The following is a 14,438-nucleotide window of genomic DNA, read 5'->3' as shown; positions in this document are numbered from 1 at the left end:
AAGATGCAAGAGGTTCACCTTGGCTGCGACCAAACAACAGACCCGCTACCGCGTTGAAGGCATGGATTGCGCGAGCTGTGCCAGCAAAATCGATACGGCTGTGCGGCGGATGCCTGGTGTGCAGGATGTTAACGTGTCCATTTCGGCGGGCACTCTGACGGTCCTTCATACTTCCGAAAGCAATCTTGACGCGATCGAGAGGAAAGTCACCGGTCTCGGCTACGCTGTTGCTCCGCTGACCGCCAAGTCTGGAGCGCCGGCCTCCGATCAATTGGCCGACCATGACCACAGAACGCACAGTCACGACAAGAAATTAGCGGGGTTGCACGGCAACGATGATGCGCCGATGTCGGGGCCGTGGTGGAACGGCGCCAAGGACCGCCTGACCATCGCCAGCGGCGTTGCCCTGGCGATGGCTTTCGCGGTTCATTACGCCTGGCCCGCGACTGGCCCATGGGCCTTCATCGCTGCCACGCTGCTCGGCTTGGTGCCGATCGCGCGCCGGGCGGTCATGGCCGCACTCGCCGGCATTCCGTTCACAATCGAAATGCTGATGACCGTGGCGGCCGCCGGCGCCGTCATTATCGGCGCCGGCGAGGAAGCGGCGACAGTGGTCTTCCTGTTCCTGATCGGCGAATTACTGGAAGGGGTGGCCGCTGGGAAGGCACGTTCTAGCATCCAGGCGCTCACCACACTGGTTCCCAAGACCGCGCTGGTCGAAGAGGATGGGAGGAGCCGCGAGGTGCCGGCCGAAAGCCTGGCCGTGGGGGACATCATTCTGGTGCGGCCCGGTGATCGGATTCCGGCTGATGGCGAGATCACCGAGGGTGACAGCGCCATTGATGAATCGCCTGTTTCGGGTGAAAGCATCCCGGTGGGCAAAAAGGTTGGCGACGAGGTTTTCGCCGGCACTATCAACGGCGACGGCGTGCTGCGCGTCAAGGTCACGGCGGCCGCCGCCGACAACACGATCGCACGAGTCGTCAAGCTGGTCGAGGAGGCGCAGGAAAGCAAGGCGCCCACCGAGCGTTTCATCGACCGGTTCTCACGCTGGTACATGCCCGGCGTGGTCGCCGTCGCGGCGCTCGTCGCGATCATGCCACCGCTGCTCCTTGGCGGCGATTGGAACGAATGGATTTACAAAGGTCTGGCGCTGCTGCTCATCGGCTGTCCGTGCGCGCTGGTCATTTCTGTGCCGGCGGCAATTGCGGCGTCGCTTTCGGCGGGCGCCCGGCGCGGCCTGCTGATGAAGGGCGGCGCGGTGCTGGAAGGGCTCGGCACCATCACTGCCGTGGCGCTCGACAAGACCGGCACGCTGACGCTCGGCAAGCCGCAGGTCACCGATGTCGTTGCAGTGGGCGTCCGTGAATGCGAGATTCTTTCCCTGGCGGCAGCGCTCGAGACCGGTTCCAGTCATCCGATGGCCCTGGCCATTCTGCAAAGGGCCAATGCTGACAAGGTTCCGGTGCCACCTGCTGCCGAGGCCAGGGCGATTGGCGGCAAGGGCGTCGTCGGTCGCGTCGGCGGCAAGAGCCTGTTTCTGGGCTCGCCGGCCGCTGCCGGCGAAAAGGCGCCGCTGCCGGCCGACCACGCTGCACGCATCGCGGCCTTCAACGATGAAGGAAAATCGGTGTCGGTGCTGGTCATCGACGACGCTCTTGGCGGCTTCATCGCCATGCGCGACGAACCACGGCCGGACGCATTGGCGGGTCTAAAGGCGCTGACCGATGCGGGCATCAAAACAGTTATGCTGACCGGTGACAACAAGCGCACCGCGGCTGCCATCGGCAAGCATCTCGGCATCGAGGCGCGCGCCGAATTGCTGCCCGAGGACAAGCAGCGCATTATCGGTGAGTTGAAGGGGCAGGGGTTCAGGATCGCCAAGGTCGGCGATGGCATCAACGATGCGCCGGCACTTGCCGCGGCCGATGTCGGCATCGCCATGGGCGGCGGCACGGACGTGGCTCTTGAAACGGCTGACGCAGCGGTGCTGCATGGGCGCGTCGGTGACGTCGCCGCCATGATCCGGCTGTCCCAAGCAACCATGGCCAACATCAAACAGAACATTACAATGGCATTGGGGCTGAAGGCAGTGTTCCTGGTGACGACGATCACCGGTATCACCGGCCTTTGGCCGGCCATTCTCGCCGACACCGGGGCGACGGTCCTGGTGACAGCCAATGCCATGCGGCTGTTGCGCTGGAAGAGCAGCTGGTAAGAGCATCAACACCATCACATCGGGACAGACCATGCAGCAAGCCATTACGTCGGACGGCCTTCGCCGGGTGGTGCTTGTCGTCGCGCTGCTGAACCTCGGTTATTTCGGCATTGAATTCGCCGTGGCGCTGGCGATCGGCTCGGTGTCGCTGTTCGCCGACAGCGTCGATTTTCTGGAAGATGCCTCGGTCAATCTCCTGATACTGCTCGCCATGGGATGGTCGCTGCGTGCCCGCTCGCGGGTCGGCATGGCGCTGGCACTTATCCTTTTGGTGCCGGGCCTGGCGACGCTGTGGACCGCGTGGGAAAAGTTCAACATGCCGGTGCCGCCGCAGCCAACGGCCCTGACGCTGGCGGGGTTGGGCGCCTTGGCGGTCAACCTGTCATGCGCCTACATGCTGGCGCGCTACCGCCACCACAGCGGCAGTCTTACCAGGGCGGCATTCCTCTCGGCCCGCAACGACGCCGTCGCCAACATCGCGATCATACTGGCCGGACTGGTGACGGCCTTCCTATGGCGCTCGGCATGGCCGGATCTGATCGTCGGGCTGGGAATCGCGGCACTGAATGCAGACGCGGCGCGCGAGGTCTGGGAGGCTGCCCGGGAAGAGCACCGAGCCGTTTCGTGAAGCCAAACGCTCAGCGCGCTGCCGGATTGCTAATCCGCCAATGCAGGCCGCATACCGGCCGGCAGTCATCCAGAAACTTGCGTGATCTCTAATATAAACGCACACTTGCAAAGCGGACCGAGAGAGAAACCGCCACGAACATCATCAAAAAGGCCCGCGTCCCGGACGAGGACGCGGGCCGGTTTTCGTTGGCATGCGCTAGGCAGGCATCAAGACGGCGATGCGGTGGATGCCGACCACCTTGCTGGTGTTGGCTGCCGCCTCGGTCTTGCCCTTGGAGCAGGTATACATGTCACCTTCCTTGAGCTTGAATTGCTTGTCGGCTTTCTTGACCGTGAATTCACCGGCGGCAATGGTGCATACCATGTCGTTGTCCATTACCATTGCGGGAGCGGCTGCTCCCGGCTGAAAGACCACATCGACAATTGAGATGCTCTTGTAGGCGGGGATATCGGAATTGCCGGTGCCGACCTCGACCACCCTGACGCCGGGGGCTATTTCCTTGCCTTCCTTCGGGCCGTATTTCTTGACCTTTGCAGCTGCCGCCAGCGTGAACAAAGGCGTTACCGCGGCCGCCGTCACGCCGAGCGCAATTGCAGACCTGCGATTTATGGTTTTCATCGCATCCTACCATTATGTTGGCGACGCACCAATGTGCATGGCCACTCTATGTTAGCACATTTGCAGATAACTGCAGAACGCCGTTTCGGAGGGTCCATGAGCGAACCGCCTCCCGGTCGAATGCGACCGAATAACAAACAATTCCATGCTATGCTGGCGAGCCATCAAACGGACGGCGGGGGATAGCATGTTGGAAACGGACAAGGTGTTCGCTGGCTCGATTCCGGAAAACTACGACCGCTATATGGTGCCGTTGATTTTCGAGCCGTTCGCCGCAGATCTTGCACGACGGGCCGCGTCCTTGTCGCCCAAGGCCGTTCTGGAAACCGCCGCGGGCACCGGGGTTGTCACCCGCGCATTGGCGCCAAAACTGGCCCCCAGTGCAAGCTATGTCGTAACCGACCTCAACCAGCCGATGCTCGACTACGCCGCTTCGCGGCAAGCTCCCGATGATCGCATCGAATGGCGTCAGGCCGATGCTCTGGCGCTGCCGTTTGAAAATGCGACCTTCGATCTCGTTTGTTGTCAGTTCGGTGCGATGTTCTTTCCCAACCGCTCATCTGCCTACCGCGAAGCCCGGCGAGTTCTGAAGCCTGGCGGACATTTCCTATTCAGCGTATGGGATCGCATCGAGGAGAATGTATTTGCCGACGATGTGACGAATGCTCTCGCAAGGATTTTTCCGAACGATCCGCCGCGCTTTCTGGCCCGCACGCCGCATGGCTACCACGATACGGCACTGATCCGTCGCGAACTGGAGGACGCAGGTTTTTCCGGTGTGGTGATCGAGACGAGGGCCGAACAAAGCCGTGCCTCCTCGCCGCGTCTTCCGGCCGTTGCTTATTGCCAGGGCACTCTGCTTCGCAACGAAATCGAGGCCAGGGAGGCGGGAAAACTGGATGCTGCAACCGACTACGCCGCAGCCGCGATTGCAGACAGGCATGGCAGCGGCGAGGTTGCTGCCAAAATCCAGGCTCACATAATCATGGCTGTGGTCTGAACGGTTCATCGTTTTCCGGGCGGAAAACCGTTTCACACTTTTCCTGGAATTTGCTTGAGGTGCTGGATATTCCGTTCCAGCGCTGAGCAGTAAACGTCTTGCCGCTATCCTGAATTCCCAGACGTTAATCGTTCATTCGCCCAAGTGGCAGGTCGACAAGTGGCAGGTCGATAACCGCCAGTTCGACCGATCGCCGGGGCTTGATGGCGGCGGCTGCCGGCGGCGCGATTTCGGTCGGCCTGGCTTCACTTTGGCAGCCGTCGCCGACTCCGCCCAGCAAGGTCTAGTCATTTCGCTTTCTTGACTCGGCCGACAAAAACGGGCAGCAAAGTCATCATTGGAGGGCAGTTTTGCCAACTATGCAGGTTTTGGAGGGCGTTTTTCGGTGTGACCGTCGCCCAATCGGCGGTCGGTAGAGGGATTGGTTAACCAACTTTGTCCATCTTTTGAATCAATCGGCAACAGACGCGAAGTGTGCTGGGGGCACCAGGCGAACTGTGAATGTCACGGCTGCGAAATCCGCTAGCCGGCAACGGCCGATTGAGAGTGGTTGAATGGCGTTTGTAAGTGCGAAAACCCGGGGTGACAGTCCTGCAACTGGATTGACTTCGATGAGGCCCGGCCTGCGCTGGGTCGCGGTTCCGGCCGTCGGCGCAGCCATTGCTTTATGGTCGGTGGCGACCTTGGCCGGCCTTTATTCGATGGGAACCTCGCTCACCGCCGCTTCCAACGGTCTCCCGCAAAGCCTGCTCGCGCCGCGCACCATCGCGCTCGCCGATCCTCGCCGCAGCCTTGCAAAGGCGCAGGCCCCGACATGGGCCGCGGCAAACGCAGCGCTGTCGGCCCAGTTGCTGCAGCACGGATGCGATGCCAACTGCCTGCGGTCGGCGTCGAACTTCGTTCACCAGGGAAAATCGGCGCGTCTCAAGCGCAATACCGTGCCGCTTGTCGCCGATGCATCGCGGCAATCCAGCTTCGACGACGTGGTGGCCAAAGCCGCGCTGTCGCCGCAAAAGCTTGCCGCTGCCTTTGCCCGTGCCTCCTCCGGCTCACCCGTCATGCTCGCCAGCCTGCCGGCCGATGCCCGGTTCGCCGAGCCGGTACGCATACCCGACCCGAACGGCCCGGCATCGGTGCGCTTCGGGCCGGCGGTGGCGGAGATCGAACGCTCGTCGCGCCTGGCGCTGGCGCTGGCGAATACGTTGCCGGAGCAGATGATCGACGTGCTCCCGGCAGCCGTCATGGCAAGCGAGCCCGCGGCTTCACAAGAGCCGCAAGAACCTGAGGTCCAGTTGGCCTCGCTGCCGCCGCAGGACGACATGCCCGACAGCATTCCGCTGCCGACGCTGCGTCCGCGGGCGGTCATCGATCAGCCGGCGCCCCAGACTCAAGCCTCGAAAGACCGGGCGCCGAAAGACCGGACGCCAAAGGATCAGGCAGCAAAAACGGAGCCGCCCCAGGCATCCAAGGCCCAGGCATCGAAGACCCAGGCATCCAGGGCGAGCAAGGTCCAGACGGCCGATGCTCCGCCGGTCGAGACGCAACCCGGCAGCCTGTCGCCTCGCAATTCGTCACAAGCGGCAGTGCCGGCGGTGTCGGGCAAGCCGGGCAAACGGTCGAAGACGCAGGGCGGCGACATGCTGGCCTATGCCAAGCCCGACATGCCTTCCGGCGGACTCGGCGGGGCCTTCAGGAACCTGTTCACCACGCCTGGCATGGGCAGCGGCGTCGCCGTCTACGACATCTCGGCCAAGACCGTCTATATGCCCGACGGCTCGCGGCTGGAGGCACATTCGGGATACGGTTCGATGGTCGACCAGCCGCGCTACGTTCACAAGAAGAATGTCGGTCCGACGCCGCCCGACACCTACAATCTGACGCTGCGGGAATCGCGCTTCCACGGCGTCGAGGCACTGCGTCTCACCCCTGCCAGCGGCAGCAACAAATATGGCCGCGACGGCCTGCTCGCCCACACCTACATGCTGCGCGGCGGCCGCGCCGAATCCAATGGCTGCGTCGTCTTCAAGGACTATGCCCGCTTCCTCGCCGCCTACAAGAAAGGCAAGATCAAGCGCCTTGTCGTGGTGCCGCGGCTGTCGAAGCCGCTGACACGCGTCGCCCAAGAGGGCCGCGGCGCTTAGGTTATTCGCAGGCAGCGCAAACATGTGAGATGTCGGCGGGAACAGCGCCGGCATCGCTGGTTTTGCCGCGTGGACTTTCCCGCCCGATTTCCAACAGATTGTCAGCAGCCGGCCGCGAAACGGTTTTCATTCCCGGCCGGGGATATTATGACTGACCGGTCGGGCGGCTCCAGCTTCAAACAATCAAGAGGACATCATGACAATACGCGCTGTCGTTTGGGGCGAGAATATCCATGAGCGGACCAATGAGGTGGTCGCCGGCATCTATCCCGCGGGCATGCACGCGACGATTGCCAATGCGCTGAAGCTCGACCCCGAGATTTCGGTGTCGTGGGCAACCCTGGAGCAGCCGGAGCATGGGCTGCCGGCCGACCGTCTGGCCGAGACCGATGTCTTGCTGTGGTGGGGGCACAAGGACCATGGCGCCGTCGCCGACGAAGTGGTCGAGCGCGTGGCGCGCCGTGTCTGGGAGGGCATGGGGCTGATCGTTCTCCATTCCGGCCATTTCTCGAAGATTTTCAAGAAGCTGATGGGCACGCCCTGTACGCTGAAATGGCGCGAGGCGGGCGAGCGCGAGCGGCTTTGGGTGACCAGCCCCAACCACCCGATCGCAGCCGGGATCGGCGAGTATTTCGAGCTCGAGAACGAGGAGATGTATGGCGAGCAGTTCGCCGTGCCGGAGCCGCTCGAGACCGTGTTCATCTCGTGGTTCCAGGGCGGCGAAGTGTTCCGGTCGGGGCTGACCTATCGCCGCGGCGCCGGCAACATCTTCTATTTCAGGCCCGGCCACGAGACCTATCCGACCTATCACGATGCCAACGTCCACAAGGTGCTGCGCAATGCGGTGAAATGGGCGCACAACCCGCTCGGCTCCAATCCGGCCATCCTCGATGCGCCGAACGTGCCGGCGGAAAAGGCGCTCGAGCCGATCGTCGAGCGCGGCGGAAAACTTCATTCCGCCGGCGAAGCCGGCTTTCGCTAGACCACAAATCCATGGTCGAACAAGAAGATAAAGCCCTGTCCTAAGGATAAGAATCATGCGCCTCTTGATACTCGGCACCGGTTGGATGGCGGAGGAGCACGCCAGGCAGTTCGGCAAGATCGAGGGCGTCGAACTGATCGGCGCCGTCGATCTCGACCGTACGCGTGTCGACAAGTTTTCGGAGATCTACGGTATCCCCAACCGGTTCGCGTCGTTGGACGAGGCGCTGGCATGGGGCAAGTTCGACGCGGTGGCGAACGTGACGCCGGATCGCATCCACCATCCGACCACCATGATGCTGATCGCGGCAGGCAAGCCGGTGCTGTGCGAGAAACCGCTGGCCGAAAATTTCGAGAAGGCCAGTGAGATGGCCAATGCCGCCGAGCGGGCCGGCATCATCAACATGGTCAACCTGACCTATCGCAACGTCGCGCCGCTGCAGAGAGCGCGCGCCATGGTGCTGGCCGGCGAGATCGGCACGGTCAGGCATGTCGAGGCGTCCTATCTGCAGAGCTGGCTGGTGTCCAAGTTCTGGGGCGACTGGCGCACCGATCCGAAATGGTTGTGGCGGCTGTCGCGCGGCCACGGCTCCAATGGCGTGCTGGGCGACGTCGGCATCCATATCCTCGATTTCGCCAGCTATGGCGCGGCGCTCGATATCGACCATGTGTTCTGCCGGCTGAGATCCTTCGACAAGGCGCCCGGCAACCGGATCGGCGAGTACGGGCTCGACGCTAATGACAGTTTCACCATGTCGCTGGATTTCAGCAATGGCGCTTTCGGCGTCGTCCATGCCAGCCGCTGGGCAACCGGCCATTTGAACGAACTCCGCCTGCGCATCTACGGCGACAAGGGCGGCATCGAAGTCGTGCACAATCTGACCGGCTCAGAGCTGAAAGCCTGCATCGGCGAAGATGTCGAGAACGCCAAATGGCAGGTTCTGGACGCCGGAACGGTGCAGACCAACTACCAGCGCTTCGTCGATGCAGTGCGCAACGGCGTCCAGGCCGAACCGTCGTTCCGGCATGCTGCCGAATTGCAGAAGGTCCTCGACCTCGCCGTCGTCTCGGATGAGAAGCGGGCTGAATTGAGCACGCACGCGGATGCGCAATAGGCCTGGGTTCCTCGCGGCGGGGCGGGGGCGGTCAGGGTCAAAACAAAACCGAGTTTGCATCTCGGCCATTCACGGCAGGAAGTCACGACTCTGAAAGCAGAGTTCATTGTCTTGGAGAGAGGCCATCGAGCAGGAAGCCGAGGCCTTTCCGGAAAGCACCATCCCAATCGTTATCCAACAGCAGACGAGAGCGTTCGATCGTCGGATAGCGTTGGCTGAGCCCTGTAAGGCGCTGCTGCGTGTCGGCTCTGCCGTCGTACGAGAGGTCGAAGTTCGCCCGGCTGATGGTGGCGCCCATCACATAGTTCCACAGCGACCATATCGCGACGTTCAAATCTGCGTCCGCCACACCGGCCCTGGACAAGGTCTTGCTCAGCAGTTCAAGGCGACTGAGGATGTTCGCGCCGAGCGCCCGGCGCGGCAACAGCGATGCCGACCAAGGATGGCGCAGCATGCTGGCGCGCCAGTCTTCGAGCATATGGACGACTTCTCCGCGCCAGTCTCGAGGCTCAACCAGTTGCGGCGGTCCGCCATATTCGAGCACCGAATCGAGCGCCAGATCAAAGACATCCTCTTTGTTGTCGACGTGCCAATATAGGCTCATCACGCCCGAGCCGAGGCGATCGGCCAGCCGACGCATCGTCAATCCGTCGACCCCTTGAGCGTCCAGCAGTTCTACCGCGGTCGCCACGATACGTTCCCGCGAGAGAGGCGGTTCACTGCGCGGCTCCTGCACGGGCTGGAGCGACCCGCTTGTCCGCTGAGATCGCGTGCTCCGGGCGCCGCTACGTTTGGCTGCCATCCGTCTTCCTCGCTGTTCGGGCCGTCGATTTTGACCGGCAACGCGACGAATGTCGATCCTGAACGATTGACTCGTACGACGTACCATGCGACTGGCTCGTGCGGCGTACGAGTCGATCGCCGATATCAATCATGCCGGCCGCGAGGGTGTCTTGCTCGCAGTCGGCAGAGCCAAGAGAAAATCATGCCACGCGCCAGGCGCCTGCTTATCGGAGGGTTAATCGTGATGACCATGGGCGTTTCCACTGCCACAGCGAATGATCTCAAGCTGACCATCGTCAATCCACAAAACCTCTATGACCCATCGCCGAATGGCTACAGCACGGCGGTGATCACGCCCCGCGGAGCCCGGCTGGCCTACATCTCCGGACAGGGCGGCCAGGACAGCACGGGAGCCTTGTCGCCCGACTTCGCTGTCCAGGTTGCGCAGGCCTACGCAAATTTGCGCACCGCCCTCGATGCGCTCGGTGCCAGGCCGGATCAGGTCGCCAAGCTCACGGTCTTTGTGGTCGATCACGATATGTCCAAGCTTGGGGTCTTGACCAAGAACGTCAAGGAGATGTTCGGCGAGGCGCTGCCGGCGCAGACTCTAATTCCCGTTCCCAAGCTTGCAATCGACCCGATGCTCTTCGAGGTGGAGGCCGTGGTCGTGCTTGACTAGGGGCGCGGCTATAGCTCCGATCGCCCAAATTGAAATGGGTCGAGCGCGCCTCCGACAGCCGCGCGCTCGCCATCACGAGGGCCGAGCAACAGGGCTTCGCTTGTTGCGTCTGCGGCGACAAGGGTGGCATCGAAGTCGTGCACAATCGGGTCGCACCACGCATTCGTCATCCCAGGGTCTGCGCCGCGTCGCTTCGCTCCTTGCTCCACCCCCGGGACGAAGTCATCATGGCTGAGGCCATTGCGGATGTCGGAGATCGGCGGAGCGTTTCCTGCTCCCACCCAACATAGCCTCACCTGGAGATGAAATGATGGAAGCCAGCGTAAGGAAGCTATTCGAGAGATATGAGCGCTTTTTCAACCAGTCCCTCGGCGGCGACATGGACATGGATGAAGTCGCATCGCTGTATGCTTCGGACTTCATAGCGGCTTCGCCCGCCGGGGTCATGACTGGAAAGAACGATGGGCAACTCAAGCAGGTCATGGCGCAAGGCTATGCGCACTATCGCGCGATAGGTACGAAGGAAATGCGGATACGCAACCTCAGGCTCTCGCCGATAGACGAACATCATTGCGTGGCCCATGTCGCCTGGACGGCAACCTATGCCCGCAGGGATCAATCGAAGGTGGCGATAGATTTTGACGTCCACTACCTCGTGCAGAAATTGGACGCGGAGCCGAAGGTTTTCGGCTGGATATCAGACGACGAGCAGGCGCTGTTGAGAAAGCACGGCATCGTCTGAGGTCCGCTTTGTCCTAATGCCCTCCTAATGCCGCAGGATCTTGCTCAGGAAAGCGCGGCTGCGGTCGGTCTTCGGGTTGGAGAAGAACTCGTCCGGGGTGCCGCTCTCGACGATGGCGCCGGCGTCCATGAACACGACGCGCTGGGCGACCTTGCGGGCAAAGCCCATCCCGTGCGTCACCACCATCATGGTCATGCCTTCCTCGGCGAAGACGTCGAGAACGCTAAATGGCAAGTTCTGGACGCCGGAACGGTGCCCACCAACTACCAGCGCTTCATCGATGCAGTCCGCAACGGCGTCCAGGCCGAACCGTCGTTCCGGCATGCTGCCGAATTGCAGAAGGTCCTCGACCTCGCCGTCGTCTCGGATGAGAAGAGGGCCGAATTGAGCACCCACGCCGATATGCAATAGGTTTGGCTTCCTCGCCCCCGCCAAGCGGGGGGAGATGTGGCCGCAAAGCGGCCGGAGAGGGGTCTTTGGCAGCGAGGGCATTCGCAAGAATGAAATGTCTTTAATGTCGGGACAAGGTCGCACGCAATGACATGGTCAGCGCAATTCCCCCTCTCCGTCTCGGCGACCCGGGTGGTTTGTGAAACCTCGCTAGCCGCGAGCGAGACTGAACTAACTCGGAAGGTCAGTTGACTCTTCGCCGCAACGGCCCATCCTTGATTGTTGGCCTACCTTTCCGACCAACTTTTGAACAGGGAGGAAACAATGGAAGCCGTCAATCGTAGATCCACACTTGCACTCGGTCTTACACTGGCCGCAACGCCTCTGATCGCTTGGGGGACACCAGCATCCGCCCAGACTTACGGCCCCGATGAGGGCAAGGAGGTCTCACCCGGCGTCAGAGTTGTAGCGCTTGGTGAGCGCAAGTCGGTCATACCAGCCTATGCAACGGTGAAGCTGCGCGATGTTGTCATTCAGCCCGGAGCGAAGACGGCTGACAACATGATGAAGAACGACATGCTCTGCCACATGACTGAGGGAGAACTTTCGGTCGTTCACAACAAACAAAAGTTCACAGTCAAGAAGGGCGATGTTTGGGCCTGCGCTAATGGCGCTACGACAGAAGGCACCCAGAACACGAGCAGTGCGGTCGCGATCATGCGGGTCATCGATTTGATGCCCGCATAAGGGAAGCGGCTGGTGGAAGTGCGGCAATGGCCGCCCTAAGAGGAAGCCCGGCGCGCATCTGTCGTATTAGGGAACGTCCAGCGAAGGGCCGCTTTCCATCCCTCTCGGCCATCGACGACAGCCAGCTGAGTTGAGTTTGAACCCTAATGCCGCAGGATCTTGCTCAGGAAGGCGCGGCTGCGGTCGGTCTTTGGGTTGGAGAAGAACTCGTCCGGGGTGCCGCTCTCGACAATGGCGCCGGCGTCCATGAACACGACGCGCTGGGCGACCTTGCGGGCAAAGCCCATCTCGTGCGTCACCACCATCATCGTCATGCCTTCCTCGGCGACCGCGACCATGACGTCGAGCACTTCTGAGATCATCTCGGGATCGAGCGCCGAGGTCGGCTCGTCGAACAGCATGATCTTGGGGCGCATGCCGAGGCAGCGCGCGATCGCCACGCGCTGCTGCTGGCCGCCTGAGAGCTGCGCCGGATAGGCATCGACCTTGTCGGCGAGGCCGACCTTGGCGAGCAGCTCGCGCCCGGCCTTCTCGGCCTCAGTCCGCGGGATCTTGCGGACATGGATCGGCGCCAGGGTGACGTTCTCGAGCGCCGTCTTGTGCGGATAGAGGTTGAACGACTGGAAGACGAAGCCGATCTCGGTACGCAGTCGCGTCATGTTGGTGGCGGGGTCGCCGAGGCGCTGGCCGTCGACCGTCAGGTCGCCGTCGCGGATCGTCTCCAGCCCGTTGATGCAGCGGATCAAGGTGCTCTTGCCCGAGCCGCTCGGGCCGCAGACGACGACCACTTCGCGCGGCTCGACGCTCAGCGTAATGTCCTTCAGCACGTTGAGCTGGCCGAACCATTTGTTGACGCCGCGAAATTCGATCATGCCGGCACCATTCTTGCTGCTGAGGTTCGTCATAGCTGCACCTCGCCATGGGCTGCGCCCATGCGCTGTTCCAGCCGTCGGGCCAGCATGATCAGGGGGTAGCAGACGATGAAATAACCGACGCCGACGAGGAAGAAGACGAGCAGGCCGTTCGGCACACGCTGCACCACCAGCCACCCGACGCGGGTGAGATCGGTGAGCCCGATGGCCGAAACGACCGAGGAATCCTTGATCAGCAGCACATATTGCCCGACCAGCGGCGGCAGCACGATGCGCATCGCTTGCGGCAGCACCACCTGGCGCATGCGCTGCCAGCGCGACAGGCCGGACGCCAGCGCCGCCTCGACCTGGCCGGTCGGCACCGAGCGGATGCCGGCGACGACGATCTCGCAGATGAAGCAGGCGGCCAGATTGGTCAGCGCGATGATGCCGGCGGTGAAGGCGTCGAGCTCGATGCCGAGTTCCGGCAGGATGAAGAAGATCAGGAAAATCTGCACCAGGAACGGAGTGCCGCGGATCAGGTCGACCCAGCCGCCGATCGCGCTGCTGATCAGCCGGTTGCCGCCTGTGCGCAGGATGCCGAGGCCGAAGCCGAGCAAGGTGCCCAGCACCAGGCTGATCAACGACAGCACCACGGTCATGCCGAGGCCGCGCAAGGCGAGGGGATAGCTGCCGGCGATGCTTTGCAGTTGCTGCCAGATCATGTCCGTGCCCCCGCCAGGCCGAGCCAGCGCCCGGAGAGTGCCGCCAGTCCCTTCAGCCCGTAATAGAGCAGCAGGTAGAAGGCGGCGATGGTGATAAAGCCTTCGGCCGGCATGAAGCGGTCGGAAGCGAGCAATTGTCCGGCGCGCGTCAATTCGGCGACCGAGATCAGCGACAACAGCGCGGAATCCTTGACCAGCACGATCGCCTGGCCGAGCAGCGGCGGGATCGTCACCTTAAACGCCTGCGGCAGGATGACCAGGCGCATGCGCTGGACATAGGTCATGCCCGAGGCGACGCCGGCCTCGACCTGGCCGCGCGGGATCGACAGGATGCCGGCGCGGATGATCTCGGCGACATAGGCGCCGCTGTTCAGCGACAGGGCCAGGATGCCGACGACGAGCTCGGGCAGGACGAAGCCGAGCCGCGGCAGGCCGAAATAGAGGAAATAAAGCTGCGCCAGCAGCGGCGTGGCGCGCACCGCGTCGATATAGGCCTTGGCCGGGACGCGGAACAGCCGGCCACGCTGCAGGTTCATTGCGGCGAGCACGATGCCGACGGCGAGCGCGCCGGCAAAGGAGAGGACAGACAGCCACACCGTCATGACGAGGCCCTGCCCGAACAGGGGCAGATATTCGACGATGGTGCGGAAGCTGAAGTTTTCGAGCATGGTGGGGCGGTGACTGGTGACTGGTGAGTAGCGAGTAGCGAGTAGTGAGTAGCGAGTAGCGAGTAGCGAGTAGCGAGTAGCGAGTAGCGAGTAGCGAGTAGCGAGTAGCGAGTAGCGAGTAGCGAGTAGCGAGTAGCGAGTAGCGAGTA

The 14,438-nt window shown here is 62.4% G+C and carries 14 protein-coding genes and 2 pseudogenes; 10 read left to right on the top strand and 6 right to left on the bottom strand.

Features of this window, described 5'->3' with window-relative positions:
• Window positions 1-61 precede the first annotated feature (61 nt).
• Complete coding sequence (locus NKH37_RS18075) at window positions 62-2,218, top strand: heavy metal translocating P-type ATPase (protein WP_502895820.1); 2,157 nt, start codon at window positions 62-64, stop codon at window positions 2,216-2,218.
• A gap of 31 nt (window positions 2,219-2,249) precedes the next feature.
• Window positions 2,250-2,846: a cation efflux transmembrane domain-containing protein gene (locus NKH37_RS18070; RefSeq protein WP_023720625.1), complete on the top strand. Its 597-nt coding sequence runs from the start codon at window positions 2,250-2,252 to the stop codon at window positions 2,844-2,846.
• A gap of 198 nt (window positions 2,847-3,044) precedes the next feature.
• On the opposite strand, the gene NKH37_RS18065 is transcribed toward NKH37_RS18070, so the two are convergent.
• Window positions 3,045-3,467: a hypothetical protein gene (locus NKH37_RS18065; RefSeq protein ID WP_352484009.1), complete on the bottom strand. Its 423-nt coding sequence runs from the start codon at window positions 3,465-3,467 to the stop codon at window positions 3,045-3,047.
• 187 nt (window positions 3,468-3,654) lie between these two features.
• Here NKH37_RS18065 and NKH37_RS18060 point away from each other — a divergent pair, with 187 nt between their 5' ends.
• The 4 genes from NKH37_RS18060 (at window position 3,655) to NKH37_RS18045 (ending at window position 8,704) form a co-directional block, all read left to right on the top strand.
• Entirely contained in the window at window positions 3,655-4,467 is an 813-nt protein-coding gene (locus NKH37_RS18060) for a class I SAM-dependent methyltransferase (protein ID WP_352484008.1), read from the top strand.
• Between the two features lie 611 nt (window positions 4,468-5,078).
• Window positions 5,079-6,608 carry a DUF2778 domain-containing protein gene (locus tag NKH37_RS18055; protein ID WP_352484007.1) on the top strand — a complete coding sequence of 510 codons (1,530 nt, stop codon included), beginning with the start codon at window positions 5,079-5,081 and terminating at the stop codon, window positions 6,606-6,608.
• 196 nt (window positions 6,609-6,804) lie between these two features.
• Complete coding sequence (locus tag NKH37_RS18050) at window positions 6,805-7,590, top strand: ThuA domain-containing protein (RefSeq protein WP_352639462.1); 786 nt, start codon at window positions 6,805-6,807, stop codon at window positions 7,588-7,590.
• A 55-nt stretch (window positions 7,591-7,645) separates the two neighbouring features.
• Window positions 7,646-8,704, top strand: a complete 1,059-nt coding sequence (locus NKH37_RS18045; RefSeq protein ID WP_352639464.1) for a Gfo/Idh/MocA family protein — start codon at window positions 7,646-7,648, stop codon at window positions 8,702-8,704.
• A 103-nt stretch (window positions 8,705-8,807) separates the two neighbouring features.
• Here the strand turns inward: NKH37_RS18045 and NKH37_RS18040 are convergent, their stop codons facing one another.
• On the bottom strand, window positions 8,808-9,506 hold the full coding sequence (locus tag NKH37_RS18040) for a TetR/AcrR family transcriptional regulator (protein WP_352639466.1): 699 nt from the start codon (window positions 9,504-9,506) through the stop codon (window positions 8,808-8,810).
• Between the two features lie 183 nt (window positions 9,507-9,689).
• Between NKH37_RS18040 and NKH37_RS18035 the strand changes: the two genes are divergently transcribed.
• Together NKH37_RS18035 and NKH37_RS18030 are read left to right on the top strand one after the other, a co-directional pair.
• Window positions 9,690-10,166, top strand: a complete 477-nt coding sequence (locus tag NKH37_RS18035; protein WP_353003600.1) for a RidA family protein — start codon at window positions 9,690-9,692, stop codon at window positions 10,164-10,166.
• 310 nt (window positions 10,167-10,476) lie between these two features.
• Window positions 10,477-10,908, top strand: a complete 432-nt coding sequence (locus tag NKH37_RS18030) for a DUF6841 family protein (protein ID WP_353003749.1) — start codon at window positions 10,477-10,479, stop codon at window positions 10,906-10,908.
• A 24-nt stretch (window positions 10,909-10,932) separates the two neighbouring features.
• Here the strand turns inward: NKH37_RS18030 and NKH37_RS18025 are convergent.
• Window positions 10,933-11,130: pseudogene (locus NKH37_RS18025) on the bottom strand (polar amino acid ABC transporter ATP-binding protein); the annotation flags it as partial.
• On the opposite strand from NKH37_RS18025, the pseudogene NKH37_RS18020 reads away from it, so the two are divergent.
• Window positions 11,104-11,319, top strand: a pseudogene (locus NKH37_RS18020) (Gfo/Idh/MocA family protein); the annotation flags it as partial. The pseudogenes NKH37_RS18025 and NKH37_RS18020 sit on opposite strands and share 27 nt — an antisense overlap.
• A gap of 303 nt (window positions 11,320-11,622) precedes the next feature.
• Window positions 11,623-12,045: a hypothetical protein gene (locus NKH37_RS18015; protein WP_352641025.1), complete on the top strand. Its 423-nt coding sequence runs from the start codon at window positions 11,623-11,625 to the stop codon at window positions 12,043-12,045.
• Window positions 12,046-12,188: 143 nt separating this feature from the next.
• Here NKH37_RS18015 and NKH37_RS18010 read toward each other — a convergent pair whose 3' ends face one another.
• The 3 genes from NKH37_RS18010 to NKH37_RS18000 form a co-directional block, all read right to left on the bottom strand.
• On the bottom strand, window positions 12,189-12,917 hold the full coding sequence (locus tag NKH37_RS18010) for an amino acid ABC transporter ATP-binding protein (RefSeq protein ID WP_031194468.1): 729 nt from the start codon (window positions 12,915-12,917) through the stop codon (window positions 12,189-12,191).
• A 29-nt stretch (window positions 12,918-12,946) separates the two neighbouring features.
• The gene (locus NKH37_RS18005) at window positions 12,947-13,621 is read right to left on the bottom strand and encodes an amino acid ABC transporter permease (RefSeq protein ID WP_023720610.1); all 675 of its coding nucleotides are present in this window, start codon (window positions 13,619-13,621) and stop codon (window positions 12,947-12,949) included.
• A partial coding sequence (locus NKH37_RS18000) for an amino acid ABC transporter permease (RefSeq protein WP_353041255.1) occupies window positions 13,618-14,438 on the bottom strand: 821 nt, incomplete at its 5' end. The genes NKH37_RS18000 and NKH37_RS18005, both read right to left, overlap by 4 nt.

The sequence above is a fragment of the Mesorhizobium sp. M1217 genome, from assembly GCF_040318275.1.
Taxonomy (GTDB): Bacteria; Pseudomonadota; Alphaproteobacteria; order Rhizobiales; family Rhizobiaceae; genus Mesorhizobium.
This window is presented reverse-complemented; position numbering and strand designations above follow the sequence as displayed.